Annotated in this window: 21 protein-coding genes; 14 read left to right on the top strand and 7 right to left on the bottom strand. The window is 72.5% G+C overall.

Translation table 11 applies throughout. From position 1 onward, the window contains the following. Positions 1-16 precede the first annotated feature (16 nt). Entirely contained in the window at positions 17-844 is an 828-nt protein-coding gene (locus ABZY45_RS03420; protein WP_356735614.1) for an IclR family transcriptional regulator, read from the bottom strand. Positions 845-992: 148 nt separating this feature from the next. On the opposite strand from ABZY45_RS03420, the gene ABZY45_RS03415 reads away from it, so the two are divergent. The 6 genes from ABZY45_RS03415 to ABZY45_RS03390 all read left to right on the top strand — a co-directional run bounded on the left by ABZY45_RS03415 (position 993) and on the right by ABZY45_RS03390 (position 7,405). Further along, positions 993-1,946 (top strand): DUF1177 domain-containing protein, encoded by a 954-nt coding sequence (locus ABZY45_RS03415; RefSeq protein WP_356735612.1) that lies wholly within the window; start codon positions 993-995, stop codon positions 1,944-1,946. Then, the gene (locus ABZY45_RS03410) at positions 1,946-3,337 is read left to right on the top strand and encodes a cytosine permease (protein WP_356735610.1); all 1,392 of its coding nucleotides are present in this window, start codon (positions 1,946-1,948) and stop codon (positions 3,335-3,337) included. Before ABZY45_RS03415 ends, ABZY45_RS03410 begins: the two co-directional genes overlap by 1 nt. Next, positions 3,334-4,641 (top strand): M20/M25/M40 family metallo-hydrolase, encoded by a 1,308-nt coding sequence (locus tag ABZY45_RS03405; protein ID WP_356735608.1) that lies wholly within the window; start codon positions 3,334-3,336, stop codon positions 4,639-4,641. The genes ABZY45_RS03410 and ABZY45_RS03405 overlap by 4 nt, the downstream gene beginning before the upstream one ends. Before the next feature lie 136 nt (positions 4,642-4,777). Further along, a complete protein-coding gene (locus ABZY45_RS03400) occupies positions 4,778-5,434 on the top strand; it encodes a class I SAM-dependent methyltransferase (protein ID WP_356735606.1) in 657 nt (218 codons plus the stop codon). A 22-nt stretch (positions 5,435-5,456) separates the two neighbouring features. Next, a complete protein-coding gene (locus ABZY45_RS03395; RefSeq protein ID WP_356735604.1) occupies positions 5,457-6,407 on the top strand; it encodes an N-acetylmuramoyl-L-alanine amidase in 951 nt (316 codons plus the stop codon). Between the two features lie 185 nt (positions 6,408-6,592). Continuing rightward, positions 6,593-7,405, top strand: coding sequence for a hypothetical protein (locus ABZY45_RS03390; RefSeq protein WP_356735602.1), 813 nt, complete (start codon positions 6,593-6,595; stop codon positions 7,403-7,405). 93 nt (positions 7,406-7,498) lie between these two features. Here ABZY45_RS03390 and ABZY45_RS03385 read toward each other — a convergent pair whose 3' ends face one another. Continuing rightward, positions 7,499-8,278 (bottom strand): maleylpyruvate isomerase family mycothiol-dependent enzyme, encoded by a 780-nt coding sequence (locus ABZY45_RS03385; protein WP_356735600.1) that lies wholly within the window; start codon positions 8,276-8,278, stop codon positions 7,499-7,501. Positions 8,279-8,319: 41 nt separating this feature from the next. Beyond that, the gene (locus ABZY45_RS03380; RefSeq protein ID WP_356735598.1) at positions 8,320-8,874 is read right to left on the bottom strand and encodes a hypothetical protein; all 555 of its coding nucleotides are present in this window, start codon (positions 8,872-8,874) and stop codon (positions 8,320-8,322) included. 140 nt (positions 8,875-9,014) lie between these two features. Between ABZY45_RS03380 and ABZY45_RS03375 the strand changes: the two genes are divergently transcribed. Further along, positions 9,015-9,308: a hypothetical protein gene (locus ABZY45_RS03375; RefSeq protein ID WP_099172340.1), complete on the top strand. Its 294-nt coding sequence runs from the start codon at positions 9,015-9,017 to the stop codon at positions 9,306-9,308. A 63-nt stretch (positions 9,309-9,371) separates the two neighbouring features. On the opposite strand, the gene ABZY45_RS03370 is transcribed toward ABZY45_RS03375, so the two are convergent. Genes ABZY45_RS03370 through ABZY45_RS03360 form a run of 3 tightly spaced genes read right to left on the bottom strand, consistent with a single transcriptional unit; the run spans position 9,372 to position 12,539 of the window. Next, positions 9,372-10,445 carry a prenyltransferase gene (locus tag ABZY45_RS03370; RefSeq protein WP_356735595.1) on the bottom strand — a complete coding sequence of 358 codons (1,074 nt, stop codon included), beginning with the start codon at positions 10,443-10,445 and terminating at the stop codon, positions 9,372-9,374. After that, on the bottom strand, positions 10,442-11,173 hold the full coding sequence (locus ABZY45_RS03365) for a class I SAM-dependent methyltransferase (protein WP_356735593.1): 732 nt from the start codon (positions 11,171-11,173) through the stop codon (positions 10,442-10,444). The genes ABZY45_RS03370 and ABZY45_RS03365 overlap by 4 nt, the downstream gene beginning before the upstream one ends. A gap of 52 nt (positions 11,174-11,225) precedes the next feature. After that, entirely contained in the window at positions 11,226-12,539 is a 1,314-nt protein-coding gene (locus ABZY45_RS03360; protein WP_356735591.1) for a glycosyltransferase family 4 protein, read from the bottom strand. Between the two features lie 232 nt (positions 12,540-12,771). On the opposite strand from ABZY45_RS03360, the gene ABZY45_RS03355 reads away from it, so the two are divergent. The 7 genes from ABZY45_RS03355 to ABZY45_RS03325 all read left to right on the top strand — a co-directional run bounded on the left by ABZY45_RS03355 (position 12,772) and on the right by ABZY45_RS03325 (position 19,159). Continuing rightward, positions 12,772-13,377 carry a TetR family transcriptional regulator gene (locus ABZY45_RS03355; protein WP_356735589.1) on the top strand — a complete coding sequence of 202 codons (606 nt, stop codon included), beginning with the start codon at positions 12,772-12,774 and terminating at the stop codon, positions 13,375-13,377. A 128-nt stretch (positions 13,378-13,505) separates the two neighbouring features. Continuing rightward, complete coding sequence (locus ABZY45_RS03350) at positions 13,506-14,768, top strand: substrate-binding domain-containing protein (RefSeq protein WP_356735587.1); 1,263 nt, start codon at positions 13,506-13,508, stop codon at positions 14,766-14,768. Positions 14,769-14,771: 3 nt separating this feature from the next. Continuing rightward, complete coding sequence (locus tag ABZY45_RS03345) at positions 14,772-15,563, top strand: ABC transporter ATP-binding protein (RefSeq protein ID WP_356735585.1); 792 nt, start codon at positions 14,772-14,774, stop codon at positions 15,561-15,563. Next, a complete protein-coding gene (locus ABZY45_RS03340) occupies positions 15,560-16,303 on the top strand; it encodes an ABC transporter ATP-binding protein (protein WP_356735583.1) in 744 nt (247 codons plus the stop codon). The genes ABZY45_RS03345 and ABZY45_RS03340 overlap by 4 nt, the downstream gene beginning before the upstream one ends. Continuing rightward, a complete protein-coding gene (locus ABZY45_RS03335) occupies positions 16,303-17,190 on the top strand; it encodes a branched-chain amino acid ABC transporter permease (protein ID WP_356735581.1) in 888 nt (295 codons plus the stop codon). The genes ABZY45_RS03340 and ABZY45_RS03335 overlap by 1 nt, the downstream gene beginning before the upstream one ends. Further along, positions 17,187-18,275 carry a branched-chain amino acid ABC transporter permease gene (locus tag ABZY45_RS03330; RefSeq protein ID WP_356735579.1) on the top strand — a complete coding sequence of 363 codons (1,089 nt, stop codon included), beginning with the start codon at positions 17,187-17,189 and terminating at the stop codon, positions 18,273-18,275. Before ABZY45_RS03335 ends, ABZY45_RS03330 begins: the two co-directional genes overlap by 4 nt. Beyond that, complete coding sequence (locus ABZY45_RS03325) at positions 18,272-19,159, top strand: alpha/beta hydrolase (protein ID WP_356735577.1); 888 nt, start codon at positions 18,272-18,274, stop codon at positions 19,157-19,159. Before ABZY45_RS03330 ends, ABZY45_RS03325 begins: the two co-directional genes overlap by 4 nt. A gap of 17 nt (positions 19,160-19,176) precedes the next feature. Here the strand turns inward: ABZY45_RS03325 and ABZY45_RS03320 are convergent, their stop codons facing one another. After that, positions 19,177-21,153, bottom strand: a complete 1,977-nt coding sequence (locus tag ABZY45_RS03320; protein ID WP_356735575.1) for a GAF domain-containing protein — start codon at positions 21,151-21,153, stop codon at positions 19,177-19,179. Positions 21,154-21,190: the final 37 nt, after the last annotated feature.

Genomic DNA, 21,190 nt, shown 5'->3' with positions numbered 1-21,190 from the left:
GGTGTACGGGCAGGGGTCAGGCACTACGGGGGCGGCCGGCCCGGGACTTCGGCCTCTGGGGCGGGTGGGTGAGCCGCTGCTCCAGCAGGCGGGCGGCGTGCCGCAGCGCGTCGAGCCGGTCCTCGGGCGCTCCCCGGAAGCGGTCCTCCCCCCCGCCGAGGCTGAGGCTGCCGTAGGGTTCGCGCCCCAGGAACACGGGGACGGCGACGGTGGCGATCCCGGAGTCGTACTCACCGACGGTCCAGGCGTACCCCTGGGCGCGGACCTTCAGGAACTCCTGCTCCAGCAGGTCCGGGTCGGTGACGGTCCGGTCGGTGAAGCGGGCCATGGGACGGCCGCGGAAGAGCCGGTGGCGCTGGTCGTCGGGCAGGTAGGCGTAGAAGGACTTGCTGGTGGCCCCTGCGTGCGCCGGGTAGAGCTCACCGACCAGCGGGTAGTAGCGCAGCGGTCCGGTCTCGCCCTCCTCGGCCGCCACGCACCGCATGTGGAAGCTGTCGGGCAGGCAGAACAGGACGGTGTCACCGGTCGTCCGGCGCAGCTCCTCCAGCACCGGCGCGGCCAGCAGCTCCAGCGACCCGGAGCGCTCCCAGAGCCTGCCGAGGCGCAGGACCGCCGGTCCGATGCGGTAGCGGCGCGTGACCGGGTCGGACACCAGGAAGCCACGGCCCGCGAGCGTGGCCAGCAGGCGCTGCGCGACCGAGGTGTCCCAGCCGAATTCCTCCGCGACCTCGGTGACGCCCCAGTCCGGCCGGGTGCGCTCGAAGGCCAGCAGCACCAGGAGCGCCCGGTCGACGGTTTGCAGGGCACCGGCCGGGGTGCGCCGGTCCAGATCGAAGTCGGCCATCAGCATCTCACCATTCAGACCTGAATTGCAGATAACGGGAAAGAGTTGCGTTCCACGGTAGCCGATCCCGAATGTTGCTCCAGCACCCCGCCCCGCGCTCTCCCGCAGGAGCGCCGGGCGGGTGTCCCGCTCCTGAGAAAGGCCCTCCATGCTGAAGTACGTACTGGACATCGTCGAGCTGCTGGACGACCCGCAGGCCGGCGGAAAGTCGGTCGCCGGATACCTCGACTCCGTCGCCGGGGCCGAGGGCTCGTCCGCGCAGGTCACGACGGTCACCGGAGACCGGGGGGCGACGGACTTCGTACTCGTCCGCATCCCCGGCACCCGTGGACGTACCTCGGGCGGCAGCGCCCGGACGCTCGGCGTGGTCGGCCGCCTGGGAGGCGTCGGCGCGCGGCCGGAGGTGACCGGGCTGGTGTCCGACGCCGACGGTGCCGTCTCGGCACTCGCCACCGCAGCAAAGCTGCTGGACATGCGCCGTCGGGGCGACGCGCTGCCCGGCGACGTGATCGTCGCCACGCACATCTGCCCGAGCGCCCCGACCGAGCCGCACGACCCGGTGCCGTTCATGGGATCCCCGGTGGACATCGCCACGATGAACCGGCACGAGGTCACCGGCGAGATGGAGGCCGTGCTCTCCATCGACACCACCAAGGGCAACCGCATCATCAACCACAAGGGCCTGGCCCTCTCGCCCACCGTCAAGGAGGGCTGGGTGCTCCGGGTCTCCGAACAGCTCGGCGAGCTTCTCGCGGTGGTGACCGGTGAGCCGTTGGTCACGTACCCGGTGACCACGCAGGACATCACGCCGTACGGTAACGGTGCACACCACATCAATTCGATCCTCCAGCCCTCCACCGCGACCGCCGCCCCGGTCGTCGGTCTCGCGGTCACCTCGGCCGCCGCGGTGCCGGGCTGCCAGACCGGCGCGAGCCACGAGACGGACATCGCCTCGGCCGCCCGGTACGCCGTCGAGGTCGCCAAGGCCTTCGGCGCCGGAACCCTGGACTTCCACGACGCGGTGGAGTTCGACAACCTCGTCAACCGCTACGGGTCGCTGGCTCACCTGCAGACCTTCGGCCGCACACCCCAGGAGTCCTGATGGCTTCCGACAGCCGGGCCGCCACCACGGCCCCCGAGAACAAGAGCATCGGCAGCGACGACTACTCGCTCTCACGGGTGCCGCGCGACAAGCGTTTCGGCTTCTGGTCGATGCTCCTCCAGTGGCTGGCCCAGTCCGGGTCGATCTCCCAGTTCACGCTGGGTGCCACCATCGGCGTGGGGATGACCTTCGGGGACGCGTTCCTGGCCTTCACGCTCGGCGCGGTGATCCTGGAGATCGTGATCTTCGCGATCGGCCTGGCGGGGATGCGTGAGGGTCTCGCGACACCGATGCTGACCCGCTGGGTGGGCTTCGGCCGCAACGGCTCGGCGCTGGTCAGCTTCGTCATCGCGGTCAGCCTGGTCGGCTGGTTCGGCGTCCAGAACACCATCTTCGGCAACAGCGTCTCGGCGCTCGTCGGCGGACCGTCCTGGATGTGGTGTGTCGCCGCGGGCATCGCGATCACCGCGCTGGTGATCTTCGGCTTCCGCTGGATGGCCCTCTTCGCGAAGATCGTCACCCCGCTCTTCTTCGGCATGGTCGCCTGGTCGGTGATCACCACGCTGAACGACCACTCGATCGGCGACCTGGTGAGCTCGCCCCCGCCCGGTGAGGCGATTCCGCTGGCGGTGGCCGCCACGGCGATCGCGGGCGGCTACATGACGGGCGCCATCGTCTCCCCGGAGATGACCCGCTACAACAGGAAGGGCTCGCACGTCTTCGTGCAGAGCGCCTCCTCGATGATCCTCTCCGAGTACATCGTCGGCATGGTCGGCGTGCTCCTCGGACACCTGGTGAAGTCCAGCGAGGTCTCGCACATCGTGCTCTCCACCTCGGGTGCGTTCGGCGTGATCGTGGTCCTGATGTCCACCGCCAAGATCAACGACTGGAACCTGTACGGCTCCTCGCTCGGCGTCGTCAACTTCTTCCAGGTCGTCTTCGGCAGGCGTCTGCACCGCGGGGTGGTCACCGTCGCCCTCGGTATCGCCGGCACCCTCCTCTCCGCGGTCGGCATCATGACCCACTTCACGGAGTTCCTCTCCCTGCTCGGCGTGATGATCCCGCCGATCGGCGGGATCATCGTCGCGGAGTACTGGGTCGTGAAGCGGATGCGGCGGCCACTGGACGAGACCCGCGAGGCACAGACCCTGCCCGCGACCTCTCCCACCTGGGTGCCGATGTCGTTGGCCGTATGGGCGGTCGCCTTCTGCGTCGGCAAGTTCTACGACGGCGGCATCCCGGCCCTCAACTCCCTGGCCACCGCCTTCCTGCTGTACTGCGTGCTCGGCCTGCTGGGCTGGATCAAGCCCTACGGCACCTCCACCCTGGACGACGACGCGCACACCCCCGCGCCCGCCGCCCACGTCACCACCCCGGCAGGAGCGGCATGAGCATCGTCCCCGCGTCCGAACAGGCCCAGGAGGAGGCCGTCGGCCTCTGCGCCGAGCTGATCCGCTTCGACACCTCCAACCCCACCAGCGACGAGCGAGCGGCTGCCGACTGGGTGGTCGCCCGCCTCGCAGAGGCCGGCATCGAGTCCGTACTGATCGAGTCGGCGCCCGGCCGTGCCAACGTCGTCGCGCGCATCGCGGGCGCCGATCCCTCCCGGGGCGCCCTGCTGGTCCACGGCCACCTCGACGTCGTACCCGCCGACGCCTCCGAGTGGCAGGTGCCGCCGTTCTCCGGGGAGATCCGGGACGGCTACCTCTGGGGACGCGGCGCGATCGACATGAAGGACACCGTCGCGGTCGTGCTGGCCACCGCCCGGCACTTCGCCAGGACCGGTACGCGGCCGTCCCGGGACCTCGTCCTCGCCTTCCTCGCCGACGAGGAGGCGGGCGGGAAGTTCGGCGCCCACTGGCTGGTCGAGCACCGCCCCGAGCTCTTCGCCGGGGCGACCGAGGCGATCGGCGAGGGCGGCGGGTTCTCGTTCGCGATCGACGACACCCGGAGGCTCTACCCGATCGAGAACGCCCAGCGCGGCATGGCCTGGATGGAGCTCACCGCCGCCGGCCGGGCCGGCCACGGCTCGTCCCCCAACGACGAGAACGCGGTCACCGACCTCGCGGAGTCCCTCACCCGCATCGGGCGCGAGACCTTCCCGGTCCGGCTGATCGAACCGGTCCGCGCCCTGCTGGAGGAGGCCGCCCGCCTCTACGGCGTCGAGTTCGACGAGGACGACATCGAGGGCACGCTGTCCCGGCTCGGGCCGGTGGCGGACTTCATGCAGGTGGTGCTGCGCAACTCCGCCAACCCCACCATGTTCAGCGCGGGTTACCAGACCAATGTGATCCCGGGGAAGGCCACCGCCCGGGTCGACGGACGCTTCCTGCCCGGCCACGAGCAGGAGCTGATCGACACGATCGACCGGCTGCTGCTGCCCTCCGTCAGCCGCGAGTGGGTCAACCACGACATCGCGCTGGAGACGTCCTTCGACGGTCCGCTGGTCGACGCGATGTGCGACGCGGTCCGTGCGGAGGACCCGGACGGCCACCCCGTCCCGTACTGCAACCCCGGCGGCACGGACGCCAAGGCCTTTACCCACCTGGGCATCCGCTGCTTCGGATTCAAGGGGCTGAAGCTCCCGCACGACCTGGACTACGGCCGGCTCTTCCACGGCGTGGACGAACGCGTCCCGCTGGAAGGCCTGCGCTTCGGCGTCCGGGTCATGACCCGGCTCTGGCAGAGCTGCTGACCTGACCCGGCAGCCCTGCCGGGGGCCTGCCCCGACCCGGGCACACCCCACCCGTACGCCCCCGCCGCTCCCCGCGGCGGGGGCGTACGGCACGATGGGACGCCGTCCGATCCACCGCCCCACCAGGAGGAACCCCTTGACCGCCGAGCCGACCGCCGTACCCGAGCCCGAGGTCCTCGCCGCGTTCGAGGGCGCCAAAGGCTTCATGCCGGTGCGCGAGGGGCTCGCCCTGTACGCCGCAGCCGTCGAGGCCGCCGCGCTCGGGCTCCCGCTGCTGGAGGTCGGCACGTACTGCGGGCGCTCCACGATCCTGCTGGCGGACGCCGCCCGCGCGGCCGGGGTGACGGCGCTGACCGTCGACCACCACCGGGGCAGCGAGGAGCAGCAGCCGGGCTGGGAGTACCACGACCCCTCGGTGGTGGATCCGGAGATCGGCCTGATGGACACGCTGCCCTCCTTCCGCCGCACCCTGCACCGGGCGGGCCTGGAGGAGCATGTGGTGGCGCTCGTGGGCCGGTCCCCGCAGGTGGCGGCTGTGTGGGGCGGGCAGCTCGGCTTCGTGTTCATCGACGGCGGGCACACCGACGAGCACGCCGGCGGCGACTACGAGGGCTGGGCCCCGAAGGTCGCCGACGGCGGGCTGCTCGTGATCCACGACGTCTTCCCCGACCCGGCCGACGGCGGCCAGGCCCCCTACCGCGTCTACCGACGCGCCCTGGAATCAGGGGCGTTCACCGAGATCTCGGTGACGGACTCACTGCGCGTGCTGCGGCGTACGGGGCCGGGGATCTGAGGGGCACGGATAGCATCGCGGCGTGCGCTACGACGAGTTCGCTCCCCCCACCCCGCGCCCGGGCCCGCGCCGCCGGCCCGTGTTCGCCGCAGTGGCGCTGGCCGGCGCCTGCCTGACCGCGGCGGGATGCGGCGGAGGCGACGGCGGGCCGCCCCCGGGTGACGCCAAGGCGGGCGCCGCAAGGCCGTCGGCGCCCGCCTCCCCCGGGACACCCTCGCCCAGGCCCTCGGCGCCGGAGGCAACGAGCCCCTCGGCCGCGTCCACTTCCGCGAAGCCGAAGCCGAAGCCTGCCGCCCGGGGGCCGCTGACGGGCCGCACGGTGGTGATCGACCCGGGGCACAACCCGGGCAACCGCGACCACACACGCGAGATCAACACCCAGGTCGCCATCGGCACCGGGCACAAGGAGTGCGACACGACGGGCACGGCCACCGACGCCGGTTACGCGGAGGCCCTCTTCACCCTCGACGTCTCCCGCCGCCTGCGCACACTCCTGGAGGGGGAAGGCGCGAAGGTCGTCCTCACCCAGGACGGTGACCGCCCCTTCGGCCCGTGCGTCGACGAGCGGGCCCGTATCGGCAACGCGGCGGGGGCCGACGCGGTCGTCTCGGTCCACGCGGACGGTTCCGCAACCGGGAACCGGGGTTTCCACGTCATCCTTCCCGCAGCGGTGAGCGGAGGCGGCGCCGACACCACGAAGATCGTCGCGCCTTCACGGGAACTGGGGGAACGGATCGCGGGGAACTTCGTGCGGGCTACCGGAAGCGCCCCTTCCAATTACATCGGCGGGGACACCGGGCTCGACACCCGTGACGATCTCGGCGGGCTGAATCTGTCGACCGTGCCCAAAGTGTTCATCGAATGCGGCAACATGCGTGATCCGCGGGATGCCGCTCTGCTCACCAGTGCGAGCTGGCGCCAGAAAGCCGCTCTCGGTATCGCCGAGGGCATCAACAGCTATCTGATGCGGTAGTCGCGCGATGACAGTGGCGACATCGGGGGGACAGTGGCTCCGAGGTCCGGGCAGCACCACAACCCGCCCGGGCAGACGATAGATTCATCCGTACGATGGGGAGCCGCCCCGAGCTTCGCGCCGTACCCGCCGTTCAGGCGGCAGCGACGACCGCCCCGACGAGACGACCGACTAAGGACCTTCACGTGAATATCCGCTCCCTCTCTCGAGGCGACGGCGTGGTGATCGGAGCAGCGGTCGTGCTGTTCATCGCCTCCTTCCTCGACCTCTCCGGCTTCGACTGCCCCTCGGGCGTGGACTGCTCCGGCTACAGCGCGAACGCCTGGGACTCGCTGTCCGTCCTGATGAGCATCTACCTGGCCGGCATCATCGGCGCCGCGCTGCTGATCGTGAGCCGCTTCGTGCCGGGCCGTAAGGTCCTCGGTTTCGAACTCGGCCAGTTCGGCGCCGCGTTCACCGTGTTCTCCCTGTGGTCCATGTTCTGGACGATCATCGACGCCGGTGACGCGGGCGCCGGTCTCATCCTCGGCCTGCTGGCCGCCATCGCGCTGGCCGGCGGCGCGGTGGCCACCCCGCTGGTTCCCGCGCTCAAGGCGCCGCTCGTGGGCGCACCGCGTCCCGCGCAGAGTGTGCAGCCCGCCTACGGCCAGCAGCCCGGCCAGGGTTACGGCTACCCCGGTGCCCAGCAGACCTTCGGCGCCCAGCCGGGCCAGCCCCAGCCGTACGGCGCGCAGCCGGGCACGCCGGAGCCGCAGCAGGCTGCGCAGCAGGCCCCCCAGGGCGGCGGCGCACCGGCCGGCGACTTCACGCCGTTCTGGTTCGCGGTGCCGGTGGCCCGTCCGCTCTACGGCGAGGACGGCGCCCCGAACCCGATCGCCGAGCTGGCGCCCGGCACGTGGTACCTCGCGGTCGAGCAGCGCGGTCCCGGGCTCGTCGCCCAGACGCAGGACGGCCGTCGTGGTGTGCTCCAGGACACCACGGGCATCCAGCGCGGCTGACCCTTCGCACGCGAACGGCCCCTGCCCGCAAGGGCGGGGGCCGTCGTCGTGTCCGGAGCCCTTCGCATCGGCCCGTCCGGCACGGACCCGGCCTCAGCCGAAGGACGACCTGTCCAGCCAGAAGTCGAGGAGCCCCCGGTCACCCAGCACTTCCAGACCCCCTTCGTCCGGCTTCTGCCTGCGGTTGAACGCCAGCATCAGTTCGGTCAGCGGGCCCCGGAGGGCCACGGTCGCCTTCGCGTGGCCGTGGCTCCAGGTGAAGCCGTCCTCGCCGAACTCGATCAGCCACTCCGCGCCCGGCACGTCCGTGGCATGCAGGTGCAACGACCGTCCGCCACCGCGGAGTTCGGCCGCCTCCGGGTCTCCCTCGGCCTGTGCGAAGGCGACGATCCGGAGCCACTCCGTGACGGTGTCCGCGGCCAGGTCGGGAGCCACCGCGTAGGCCGTCCCCGTGGCGAGGGCGGCGTCCGCCCGGTGGACGACTGTCTCGTGGGCCATGCGCCGGGCCCAGAAGGCCGTTCGGTGGTCCCAGCCCCAGGTCCAGACCGGGGTGTCCGGCCCCGCTTCCCGCAGGGCGTCCACCGTCTCGGTGGCGCCTTCCACCAGCCAGGCCCGCAACGCCTCCGCGTCGTCGCCCTCCGGACCGGCGGCGCCCCTCACGCGGTCCTCGGGGACGTCCTCGGTCGCCCTGCCCCGGACGATCTCCCCGGCCCAGCGGTGGGCGCCCCCGACGTGGACGACGAGCTCGCGCAGATTCCAGGCGGGGCAGGTGGGTACCCGGCGGTTCAGGTCCGCGTCCTTCACGAGAGCGGACAACTCGGCTGTCTGGGCCAGTATTTCGTCGCAGTAGCGGGTGTGTTCGAGGAGAGTCATCAAGGCACCCTACGCGGCCCGCTCGACACCCTCACCCTGTTTCACCCGCCGAGCTGGGAAGGGGAGGGGACCTTGTTCGTCACCTCGGCCCCCGCGCTCTTCCCCGCCTCCTTGACGCTGTTGATGACGCTCTCGAAGGCCCCCACGTCACCGGCGCCCAGATCGCCCTTGCCCATCTTGGCCGCCAGGCCCTTGAGCGAGTCGATGCCCGCGGTCAGCGGCGCGACGGCCTTCGACAGCAGCGGGTCGCCCTTGGCGTTCTCCGCGGCGGCCTTGAGCCTGTTGTACGCGAAGGCGCCCGCGAGCCCCGCCTTCACCACCGCGAGCGTCCGACCGTCGGCGCCCTTCTTGAAGGTGCCGGCTCGGTACGGCTTCACGATCCACTGGTACGCCGCACCGGCCGCCAGGCCCGCGTTGGCCACGAAGCGCGTCTTGGCCCACTTCTGCTTCTGGGCCGAGGTCGTGGGGCTCGGGCTCGCCGTGCTGCTCGCCCGGTTCCCCGAGTCGTCGCCCCCGCAGGCGGTGGTGCCCGCCAGGAGGAAGCAGGTCAGCAGGAGGGCCACGACGGGGCGGCGGAGTGCTGCGCAGCGGAACACGACGGGCCTCCCTGACCGGGGACTTCACGATGAGTGACGGGCATCGGCACCCACGGTCAGGCTCACCCTTACGGGGACAGGCCGCCACCCGGCACACGCCGTACGGGTTTCACTCCCGGTGGAGCGGCAATCCGGAGAGCATGTCTCCCAGAACAGGCACAGGAAGCAGTACAGCGGCACGCGTCATAGCCGTCGTAGCGGACATCATGGCGTTCATCATCATTCTGTGGATCCTGATGTACCTGCTCGACGCCAACCGGGGCAACGACCTGGTTCAGTGGGTCCAGGACTCGGCCCGATGGCTGGCGGGCTGGTCGTACGACCTGTTCACCTTCGACGAGGCGTGGGCGCGCGTCGTCACCGGTTACGGTCTGGCCGCCGTCGTCTATCTGTTCATCGGTCACGCGGTGGCCGGGCGGGTCCGCCGCTTCTAGGGTCTTACGTCCGGATCAGGCGGGACCAGCGCACGCGAGCCGGCGTGATCCGAACGTGAGGGCCTAACGGCAGCAGTCCGGTTCCAGCCCCTTCGGCAGCCGTTCGCCGCCGAAGACCGCGGTGGTCGCCTCGTCCCCTCCGAGCGCGGCCACCGCGAGCAGCAGGGATCCCGCCGTCCAGGTGGTGAGTTCCTCGGGCCAGAAGGCCCGCTCACCCTCGAAGACGTAGCCCGTCCAGTACAGGCCGCCCTCGGCCCGCAGGTGCTGGACGGACTGCAGGATCTCCAGGGCCCGGTCCGACTCCCCCGTCACCCAGAGCGCCAGGGCCAGTTCGCAGCTCTCGCCCCCGGTGACCCAGGGGTTGGGGATCACGCAGCGCACACCGAGGCCGGGCACCACGAAGCGGTCCCAGCCGTCCTCGATCCGCCGCGTCGCTTCGGCTCCGGTGAGCGCGCCGCCGAGCACCGGGTAGTACCAGTCCATCGAGTAGCGGTCCTTGTCGAGGAAGCGCTCCGGGTGGCTGCGGATCGCGTGGCCGAGTGCTCCGGCGGCGAGCTCCCAGTCGGGCTGGGGCTCCTCGCGCTCCTCCGCCAGCGCCAGCGCGCACCGCAGGGCCTGGTAGACGGAGGAGCAGCCGGTCAGCAGGGCGTCGGTGACGGGGGTGCCGTCGGCTTCGCGCTTCCAGCCGATCTGGCCGCCGGGCTGCTGGAGGCGCAGCACGAACTCCATCGCGGCGTAGACCGTGGGCCACATCCGGTCGGCGAACGCGTCGTCACCGGTGGCGAGGTAGTGGTGCCAGACGCCGACGGCCACGTAGGCGCAGAAGTTGGTCTCCCGGCCCAGGTCGGTCGGCCGGTCCGCCTCGCCGTCTTGGTAGGCGGCGTACCAGGAGCCGTCCTCGTTCTGGTGGCGGGCCAGCCAGGCGTAGGCGCGTGCGGCGGCCTCGTGTTCACCGGCCGCGTCCAGGGCCATCGCGGCCTCGGTGTGGTCCCACGGGTCGAGGTGGTGGCCGCGGAACCAGGGCAGCGCCCCGTCCTCACGCTGCACGGCGAGCAGCGCGGCCACGGTCTCGGCGGCCTGCTCGGCGGTGAGGACGCCCGGCAGGACGAGGTGTTCGGTCTGCTCCGGCGTGCTCACGCCTCGGCCTTCGGCAGGTGCGGCTTGGTCGCGTACGCCACGAAGCTCTTGCCGACGACCGGGTTGAGCAACTGCTCGGCGACCCGGGTGGCCAGGGGCTTCTTCATGATGTCCCAGACCAGCAGCTTGTGGTACGCCCGCACCGGCAGCGCCTTCTCGTTGTCCACTCCGAACGCGCACTTCAGCCACCAGTACGGGCTGTGCAGCGCGTGGGCGTGGTGGGTGCCGTAGGGCTTGAGTCCGGCCTCACGGATCTTGCCGAGCAGCTCGTCGGCCTTGTAGATGCGGATGTGGCCGCCCTCGACCTCGTGGTACGCGTCGGAGAGGGTCCAGCAGACCTTCTCGGGGCCGTAGCGGGGCACGGTGATCGCGATCCGGCCGCCGGGCTTCAGTACGCGGACCATCTCGGCGAGCACACCCTTGTCGTCCGGGATGTGCTCCATCACCTCGGAGATGATCACGACGTCGAAGGACGCGTCGGGGAAGGGCAGGTTGAGCGCGTCGCCCTCCATCGCGGTGGCGGTCGCACCGGCCGGCGCCTCCCCGGCCTCCTTCATCGCGGCGAACCACTTCGCGACCTCGCGGATCTCCTCGCCGTTCCGGTCGAGGGCCACCACCTGGGCACCGCGCCGGTAGCACTCGAAGGCGTGCCGGCCGGCGCCGCAGCCCAGATCGAGCACTCGGTCGCCTGCGGCGAGCGGGAAGCGGGTGAAGTCGACGGTCAGCACGGGGGCCTGCCTTCGAGGTCGGAGGTACGGATTCCGGGAGCCACGGGGTCGCTCACCTGCGGGCCCCCCGGGCAGCGATCGACTGACGGTACAGCTCGACGGTGCCGAGGGCGGCCCTGGCCCAGGTGAAGTTGGCCAGGACCCGGGCCCGGCCGGCCTCACCCAGGCGGGCGCGCAGCGCGCTGTCGCCGAGCAGCCGGTGGAGGGCGGCGGCCAGGGCGCCCGCGTCGCCGGGCGGTACGGCCAGACAGGTCTCCCCGTCGGGGCCGGCGACCTCCGGGATGGCGCCGCCTGTGGTGGCCACCAGCGGGGTCCCGGTGGCCATGGCCTCGGCCGCGGGCAGCGAGAAGCCCTCGTACAGCGAGGGGACGCAGGAGACCTGGGCGCTGCGGACCAGGTCGACGAGCTCGGCGTCGCTGATGCCCTTGACGAACTCCACGGCGTCCTGGAGGCCGTAGCGCTCGATCGCCTGGGCGACGGGTCCGTCCTCGGCCCGCTTGCCGACGACGACGAGGTGCGCCGCGGGGTTCTCGGTGCGGAGCTTGGCGAGCGCCTCCACGAGGTGGACGAGGCCCTTGAGCGGGACGTCCGCGCTGGAGGTGGTGACAATCCGTCCGGGGACCTCCGCGACCGAGGGGTCCGGCGACCAGAGGTCGGTGTCGGCGCCGATGTGGACGACGCGGATGCGCTCCCGGCGCACACCGAGGTGCTCGGTGATCTCCTGCTGCGACGAGCCGGAGACGGTGAGGACGGAGGGCAGCCGGCGGGCGACGCGCTTCTGCATGCGGGTGAAGCCGTACCAGCGGCGGACCGAGAGGCGGCGCCGCACCGACTCCGCGGCGTCCAGGTCCAGTTGGCGGTCGACCGTGATCGGGTGGTGGATCGTGGTGACGAGGGGGGCGCCGAGGTCCCCGAGCAGGCCGTAGCCGAGCGTCTGGTTGTCGTGCACGACGTCGAAGTCGCCGCGCCTGGCCAGGAGATGCCGGCGGGCCCGCAGGCTGAAGGTGAGGGGCTCGGGGAATCCCCCGGTCCACATGGTGGCGACCTCGGCCAGGTCGATCCAGTCGCGGTACTCGCCGCGTCCCGGGGTGCGGAACGGGTCGGGCTGGCGGTAGAGGTCCAGGCTCGGCAGCTCGGTGAGCGGGACGCCCTCGTCGAGCACGGGGTACGGCTGCGAGCCGATCACCTCGACGCTGTGGCCCAGCCGGGCCAGCTCGCGGCCGAGGTGGCGTACGTAGACACCCTGGCCACCGCAGAAGGGGTTGCCCTTGTAGGTCAGGAGCGCGATGCGCAACGGCCGGTCACCGTCGGTGCCCGACGCGCCGCCGCCCTCGAAGGGGCCCGTCTCTATGGCCTCAGCGGTCACACTCGGCCCCCTTCATCACTGCGTGTTCGCCGGAGCGTAACCGGTCGCGCTAATCTAGAACAAGTTTCAGACTCGTTCGTTCAACCCGCACCGAATCTACCGGCAGGTAGCGTCGGCGTGACGGCCGGATCAGGTGATTCGCGCCACGGCGGAGGCCCTGGCGGGCTGTGCGCGCCCGGAGAGGCCGCCCGTCCGGACAGGGAACCGGTTCTCCCTTTTTGAATGGGGACAGATGACAGCGGAAGCCAGGCCGGCCGTGCCGCCCCTGACGGAACGCCAGGAGGCCCGTCGCCGCAGCATTCTGCAGGCCGGGGTCCAGCTCGCCGGGCGGGGCGGCTTCGAGGCGGTGCAGATGCGTGAGGTGGCGGACGCGGCGGGCGTCGCCCTGGGCACGCTGTACCGCTACTTCCCCTCGAAGATCCACCTCCTGGTGGCGGTCATGCAGGACCAGCTCCAGCACCTGCACGTCACCCTCCGCAGGCAGCCGCCCGCCGGGGACGACGCCGCCCAGCGGGTCGCCGAGACCCTGATGCGGGCCTTCCGGGCGCTCCAGCGCGATCCCCACCTGGCGGACGCCATGGTGCGGGCGCTGACCTTCGCGGACCGCGGCGTGAGCGCCGAGGTGGACGCCGTGTCCCGGCTGACGACGGCGATCGTCCTGGACGCGATGGGGGTGGAGGAGCCCTCGCAGGAGCAGTTGTCCGTGGTCCGCGTCATCGAGCACACCTGGCACTCCGCCCTGATCACCTGGCTGTCGGGGCGGGAGTCCATCGCTCAGGTGAAGCGGGACATCGAGACGGTGTGCGGGCTGATCGACTCCCCGGCGGACACCCGCTGAGGCGCGCCCATGTGCGGTGCCCACACCGGCACCCGCCGAGGTGAGGTGCCCTGCACCATGTCGACGGCGCCACGGTGTTCGTACGGTTCGGCCCACATCACCCGAACCACGCCGAGGAGCCGGTCACCATGCGTCGCAGAGCCGTTGGCACCGTCCACAGAAGAACCCTGACCACGGCCGCGCTCGGCGCCGCGGGTCTCCTCCTGGCCGGCTGCACCGCCGCCGGGCAGGCGGGCAGCGGATCCGGGTCCGGCAAGGGGGAGGACGAGGCCGTGAAGGTGGGTCTCGTCTACTCCCGTACGGGACTGCTCGCCGCGTACGGGAAGCAGTACCGCGACGGGTTCATGGCGGGCCTCGACTACGCGACGAAGGGCACCGGCAAGGCGGGCGGCCATCGCATCGAGGTCACCGAGCAGGACGACGCCGGTGACCCGGGCAAGGCGGTCTCGGCAGCGAAGAACCTGATCGGCAAGGGCTACAAGGTGCTGGCCGGCACGACCGACTCCGGGGTCGCCCTCCAGATGGCCCCGCTGGCCGCCCAGAACAAGGTGCTGTACGTCAACGGCCCGGCCGCCACGGACGCGGTCACCGGGGTCAACACGTACACCTTCCGCTCGGGACGGCAGTCCTACCAGGACATCCTCACCGCGGGCACCATGCTCGGGGACGCCGAGGGCAAGAAGGTCACGGTCCTGGCGCAGGACTCCACCTTCGGCCAGGCCAACGTCGCCGCCGTCGAGGCGGTCCTGGGCGCCAAGGGGGCGAAGGTCGGCTCCGTGCTGGCGCCGCCCAGCGCCACGGACCTGACGCCCTTCGCCCGGCAGGTCAAGGCGGGCGGTCCCGACCTGGTCTTCGTCGCCTGGGCCGGTGCGACCGCCCCCGCGTTGTGGACCGCGCTGGACCAGCAGGGGGTGCTGACGGCGGCCAAGGTCGTCACGGGCCTGGCGGGGACGGCCTCGTACCCGGTCTTCGGGGCCGCCGGCGCGAAGGTCTCCTTCCTCGCGCACTACTTCCCCGGGGCGGGCGGCGGCAACGCCGTGGAGAAGGCCATGCTCGACGGGGTCGAGAAGGCGGGTGGCACCCCCGACCTGTTCACCCCCGACGGGTTCACCGCGGCGCAGATGATCGTGCGGGCCGTCGAGGAGGGCAGCGCCACGGACACCGCCGCCATGGTGAAGGCGCTGGAGGGCTGGAGCTTCGACGGGGTGAAGGGCCGGGAGGAGATCCGTGCCGGTGACCACGCCCTGGTGCAGCCGATGTTCGTGGCCAAGCTCAACGGTGTGGGCGCCGCCGCGAAGCCCGAACTGGTGAGCACACAGCCGAGCGGGACGGTGGCTCCGCCCGCGAAGCCCTCGAAGCCCTCGAAGCCCTCGAAGCCCTCGGCGGGCTGACCGGTGACCGCATCCGGGACCGCCACCGCGCGGGAGGAGGGAGCACGCGTGGCCGCGCCCGTGCTCCGGCTGGACGGGCTGGGCTGGCGCGTCGGCGGGGCGGCGATCGTCGAGGACGTCACGGTCGATGTCCGGGAGGGCGAGTTCCTCGCCTTCATCGGGCCCAACGGGGCGGGCAAGACCTCCCTGTTCAACCTGGTCAGCGGGATCGTGCGGCCCACCGCGGGCTCGCTGACACTGGACGGCGCGGACCTGACGGACCTGCCCGTGCACACGCGTGCGCGGCGCGGGATCGGCAGGACGTTCCAGACCTCCAGCCTCTGGCCGCAGATGACGGTGGCCGAGCACGTGCGGCTGGCCGCCCAGGCCCGGCAGGGCGGCTCGCACCGCCTCTGGCGGCGGGCTTCCGCGTACGCCGCCGAGGTGACCGGCGTCCTGGAGCGCACCGGTCTCGGCCACCGCGCCGGGGCGAGTGCGGCCGAGCTCTCGCACGGCGAGAAGCGCAAGCTGGAGCTCGCGGTGCTGCTGGTCGGCGAGCCGCGGATCATGCTGCTGGACGAGCCGATGGCCGGGGTGAGCGCCGAGGAGGTCCCGGCCCTCACCGAGCTGATCCGCACCCTGCACGTCGACGAGGGCCGCACCGTCCTCATGGTCGAACACCACATGGACGTCCTGCTGGGTCTCGCGGACCGGCTGGCCGTGATGCACCACGGCCGCCTCCTCGCCCTGGACACCCCGGGCGCGGTGACCGCCGACCCCGTCGTCCAGCAGGCCTACCTCGGGGAGGGACTGTGACCGCCCCCGCGCTGCTCGCCGTACGGGACCTGCGCGTCCTGATCGGCGGCCGGCACATCCTGCACGGCGTGGACCTGGACGTGGCACGCCACGGCGTGACCGCGCTGCTCGGCCGCAACGGCGCCGGGAAGACGACGACCGTACGCGGCGTGCTCGGACTGGTGCCGCGCGCCGGGAGCGTGCGCCTCGACGGCGAGGAGACCGTGGGACTGCCCACGCACGCCCTGGTCCGCCGGGGCATCGGCTACGCGCCCGAGGACCGGGGAGTCTTCGCCGGTCTCACCGTCGCCGAGAACCTGCGCCTGGCCGAACGCCGGGGCGCGGACGGGCCGGCGTACGGCCTCGTCCACGAACTCTTCCCCGAGCTGAAGCGCCGCGAGCGGCAGTTGGCGGGAACGCTGTCCGGCGGCCAGCAGCAGATGGTGGCCATCGGGCGCACCCTGCTCAACGGCAACCGGCTGATCATCGCGGACGAGCCCACCAAGGGCCTGGCCCCCAAGGTGGTCACCGAGGTGGCCCGGGTGCTGGAGCGTGCCGCCGAGGCGGTGCCGGTGCTGCTCGTCGAGCAGAATCTCGCCGTCGTGCGCCGGCTCGCCGAGCACTGCGTGGTGCTCGCCGACGGACGGACGGCCCATCAGGGCGAGGCCGCCGCGCTGCTGGGCGACGCGGAGGCCACCCGCCGGCTGCTCGGCGTGGGCCGGGGCCCGCTCGCCCCTCACACCGCGGAGGCGGATTCCTGATGTCCACCATCGTGCTGCTCACCATGACCGGACTCGGTCTGGGGGCGCTCTACTTCCTCGTCGCGTCGGGGCTCTCGCTGATCTTCGGCCTGATGGACGTGCTCAACTTCGCCCACGGGGCGCTGCTCTCGATCGGCGCGTACGGCACCTGGTGGGCGGCCTCCGGCCATCTGCCCGGCGCGGGCCCTGGCGGCTGGGGCTTCGCGCTGGCGGTCCTCTTCGGTACGGCGGTGGGCACCCTGGCCGCCGTGGTGCTGGAACTGGCCGTCGTACGGCCCCTGTACACCCGGCCCCGCGAACAGGTGCTGGCCACGGTGGGGGTGGGGCTCGCCGTGCCCGCCCTGCTGTCGGGCATCTGGGGCTCGGACGCCCGGACCTTCCCGGGGCCCGATGCGCTGTCCGGCACCTTCGGGCTGCTGGGCGCCGAGGTCCCGGTCAACCGGCTGGTGCTGGTCGCGGCGGCGGTCGTCGTCCTGGTCGCGCTGCGGCTCTTCCTCGGCCGGACCCGGCACGGCCTGGTCGTGCGGGCCGGTGTCGAGGACCGGGCCATGGTGACGGCACTGGGCATCGACGTGCGCAAGGCGTTCACGCTGGTCTTCGCGATCGGCGGCTGCGCCGCCGCGCTCGGCGGGGCGCTGGGCGGGCTGTACTTCGGCTCGGTCGACCCCCGGCAGGGCACCTCGCTGCTGATCTTCGCGTTCGTGGTCGTGGTCACGGGCGGCATGGGTTCGGTGACCGGCGCCGCGGTGGCGGCCGTCGTCATCGGCCTGGTCCAGCAGTTCGCCAACTACTACACCGCAGCGGGCCTCGGCGACCTGGCCGTCGTCGTCCTGCTGGCCGCGCTGCTGCTCGTCCGGCCGCGCGGACTGACCGGGAGGCTCGCGTGAGCACCGCCACGACATCCGCACCCGCCGCCGCGAGCACGGCTCCGGTCCGTGACAGGCGCCGGCCGCTGCGCTGGTGGCCGGCCGCCGCCCTCGTGCTCCTGATCGTCGCGCCGTACAGCGCACTGCCCCTGCCCGGTCTGCTGGACGGTCCGGTGGGCAGCCCGGGAAGCCTGCAACTGCTGGCCACCTGCCTGCTGTTCGGCGCCCTGGCCACCGGCTACGACCTGCTGCTGGGCCGGACCGGTCTGCTCTCCTTCGGTCACGCCCTGTACTTCGCGGCGGGCAGTTACGCCACGAACATGTTCCTGCTGGAGGCGGGGCTGCCGTTCGCCGTCGCCGCCGTCCTCGGACTGTGCTTCGGCACGGCCCTCGCCCTGGTGCTCGGTTCGGTGAGCCTGCGGGTCACGGGCATCGGGTTCTCCATGGTGACGCTGGCCTTCGCGCAGGCCGGATCGATCCTGGTCTCCCGCAACCCGGGCGGTCTGACCGGCGGCGAGGAGGGCCGCGCGGCTCCGGCGGAGCTGCTGCCGTCCTGGCTCGTCGGCATCGGCCACACCGCGAACCTGTACTGGATCACGCTCGCCTATCTCGTCCTCACGCTCGGCGTCGTCCACTGGGCGGTGCGCTCCCCCACGGGCCGGGTCTGGGAGGGCATCAAGGAGAACGAGCGCAGGGTGGAGGTGCTGGGCCTGAAGCCGTACGGGTTCAAGCTGACGGCCTTCGTCCTCGCGGGGGCCCTGGCGGCGGCCGGCGGGCTCGTCCATCTGCTGCTGACCGGCGGATCCACCCCTCAGACGACGACCTCCGACTTCACGCTGTCGCTGCTGGTGATGGTGGTGCTCGGCGGATCGGGCACCCGCTGGGGCCCGATGGTCGGCGGCATCCTCTACACCTGGGCCGACCACCGGCTCGGCGATCTCGCCGGCTCGGGGGCGGTCGCCGATCTCCCCGCGGTCCTGCGGGTGCCGCTCTCCCAGCCGCTGTTCCTGCTGGGGGTGCTGTTCGTGGCCGTGGTACACCTGCTGCCCGGCGGCCTGGTGGGGCTGCCGTCCCGACTGCGCCGGACCCGTGAGGAGAAGCGATGACCCCGTACGAGGAGATACGCGTCCCGGTCGCCGGAGGTGAACTGGCCGCGCTGCGCTGGCCCGCCCGCGATCCCGGCGCCCCGGTGGCCGTCGCGCTGCACGGCATCACGGCGAACGCGCTCTCCTGGGGCGCGGTGGCCCGTCTGCTGGACGGCCGGGCCACCCTGGTCGCCCCGGACCTGCGCGGCCGGGGGGCCAGCGCCACGCTGCCCGGCCCGTACGGCATCGCCGCGCACGCGGACGACGTCGCGGCGCTCGCCGAGGCGCTCGGCGGGGAGCGGGTGGTGCTCGCGGGCCATTCGATGGGGGCCTTCGTGGCGGCGCTGGCGGCCGTACGGCATCCCGGGCTGTTCGGGCCGCCGGTGCTCGTCGACGGGGGGTTCGGCTTTCCCGCACCCACCCATCTGTCGGCGGACGAGCTGATCACGGCGGTGATCGGCCCGGCCATGGACCGGCTGTCGATGACCTTCCCCGACCGGGACGCCTACCGGTCGTTCTGGCGGGCCCATCCGGCGTTCGGGGGCGAGGCCTGGACACCCGAGGTCGACGCGTACATCCAGCGCGACCTGACGGGTGAGGAGCCGGCGCTGCGCTCCGGCTGCCTCCTGGAGGCGGTCCGTACGGACGGGGTGGGCCTGTTCCAGGAGGAGGTGCTCGCCGCGGTGCGCGAACTCCCCGGCCCCGCGACGCTGTTGTGGGCGCAGCGGGGGCTGATGAACGAGGAGCAGGGGCTGTACGACGAGGCCCGGCTGACGGCGGCGGGGCAGCCCGGGACGCGGGTGAGAGCGGTGCGGGTCGACGACGTCAACCACTACACGGTCCTGACGGGAGAAAAGGGTGCCGGCCAGGTCGCCGAGGCGCTGCTGGCGGCGGTCCCGGTCTGAGGGTGCGGCGGGAGGGCTCAGCCCGCCCGCCCGCCGGACAGCAGGTGCAGGCGCAGGGCGAGTTGCAGTTCCAGGGCGCGGTCCGGCTCGTTCCAGTCGCGGCCGAGCAGCACCTGGATCCGGTCGAGGCGCTGCACGACCGTGTTCACGTGGACGTGCAGCTCGTCCTTGGCCCGGATCAGGCTGCCGCCCGCGCCGAAGTACGCCCGCAGGGTCCGCACCAGCTGGGTGCCGCGCCGCTCGTCGTAGCGCAGCAGCGGTCCCAGCACGCTCGTCACGAAGCCGTCCACGTCCTTGGCGTTGCCCAGGACGACGCCGAGGAAGCCGAGTTCGCCGACGCAGGCGCCCTCGCCCTCGCGTCCCAGCACCCGCATGGCGCGCAGGCAGCGCGCGGCCTCCGCGTAGGCGGCGGCGAGTTCGCGGGTTCCGGCCGCCGGGCCCGTGCCGGCGACGGTGACGGGCGCCTGGACGAGGTGCCCGAGCTGCGCCGCCGCCGTGCGTGCGGCAGCTCCCGCGGGCATACCCTCGCCGTCGCAGTCGATCAGCAGCACGATCGTGCCCGCGTGTTCGGCGCTCACCCCGTGGATGTCCCCGCCGAACAGGTACCGCATGGCGGCGCCGCCGAGCTTCTCGCGGGCCGCGGCCTCCGCCACCAGCAGCAGGTGCGGCCGGTCCAGGTCGATGCCGAGCCTGCGGCCACGCTCGGCGAGCCCGGCCGGATCGCGGTCCGGGTCGCCCAGCAGGTCGCTGATGAGCTCGCCGCGTATCCGGTTCTCCGTCTCGGCGACCGTGCGGCGCAGCAGCAGGAGCAGGCCGGTGACGACGGCCGCGCGTTCGAAGAGCCGGCGGTCGGAGTCGTCGAGCCGGTCCGGCCGGTGCAGGACCAGGCCGGCGAGGAGTTCCTGGCCTGCGAGCACGGCGCAGATCCACCGGCCGTCGCGGTGCACGGCGCGCGCGCCGAGCCGGGACTCGTCGGCGCTGCCGGCGAGCCATCCGGCGTCCATGCTGTCGGCGGCGAAGTCGGAGCCGTCGGGCCGTACGGCCGCCAGCGGGCGTCCGCCCGGGTCGTGGATCGTCAGAGGGCTGTCGAGCAGCCCGGCGACGGACACGGCGACGTCCTTCACGTCGCCGCCGCGCAGCACCAGGTCGGTGAGCCGGTCGTGCGCCTCCTCGGCACGCTGCATGGCGGCGGAGTGGGCGCGTACGGCGGCGTTCGCCTCGGCCAGTTCCGCGTTCGCCCCGGCGAGTTCGGCGAGGGCGGTGCGGGTGTCGTCGAGCGCGCGGGCGGTGTCGATGGCGATCGCGGCGTGCGCGGCGAGCGAGCAGAGCAGGGCGACCTCGTCGGGGCTGAAGACCCGGGCGGCGCGGTCGGCGGCGAAGAGGACACCGATGACCTTCCCCGTGCCGCCCCTGCTGGAGCCGAGCAGCAGGGGGACGCCCAGGATGGCGACGAGCCCTTCGTCCAGCACGCCGGCGTTGATGTTGCGGGTGTGGTGGAAGCGTTCGTCGGTGCGGTAGTCGGGGGTGGCGTACGGGCTGGCGGTCTGCGCCACCAGTCCGCCGAGCCCTTCGCCCAGTTCGAGCCGGAGCCGCTGGAACAGCACGGACACCGATCCGTCGGTCACCCGCATGTAGGTGTCCCCGGCCTCCTCGTCGGGGAGCGTGAGATACGCGGTGTCGGTGCCCAGCAGCATCCTGGCCCGCCGCACGATCGCCTTCAGGACGTCGTCCAGGTCCCGGGAGGCCGCCAGGTCCCCCGCCGTGTCGAAGAGGGCGGTGAGCTGGAGCTCCCGGCGCCGGTGCTGGCGCAGGGCGCCCCGGATGCGCAGCGCCGTGGCGGCCGCCCGCTCCACCTCGGCCAGTTCGGCCGCGGGCACGCCCGCGGCCCTGGCCTGCGAGGTGACGGCGCCCAGGGCCTCCGCGGGGGCGTCGTCGGCCAGCAGGTCGAGGAGGCGTGCCAGGAGGGGCGCGGCGGAGGGGGAGGGTGCAGACATGGGCGGCCGGGTTCTCTTCGAGGGGGCGGGCGGTCGG

The organism is Streptomyces sp. NPDC006516, assembly GCF_040611875.1.
Lineage (GTDB): Bacteria > Actinomycetota > Actinomycetes > Streptomycetales > Streptomycetaceae > Streptomyces.
Note: the sequence above shows the minus strand (reverse complement) of the source record. Positions and strands in the feature narration are given on the sequence as shown.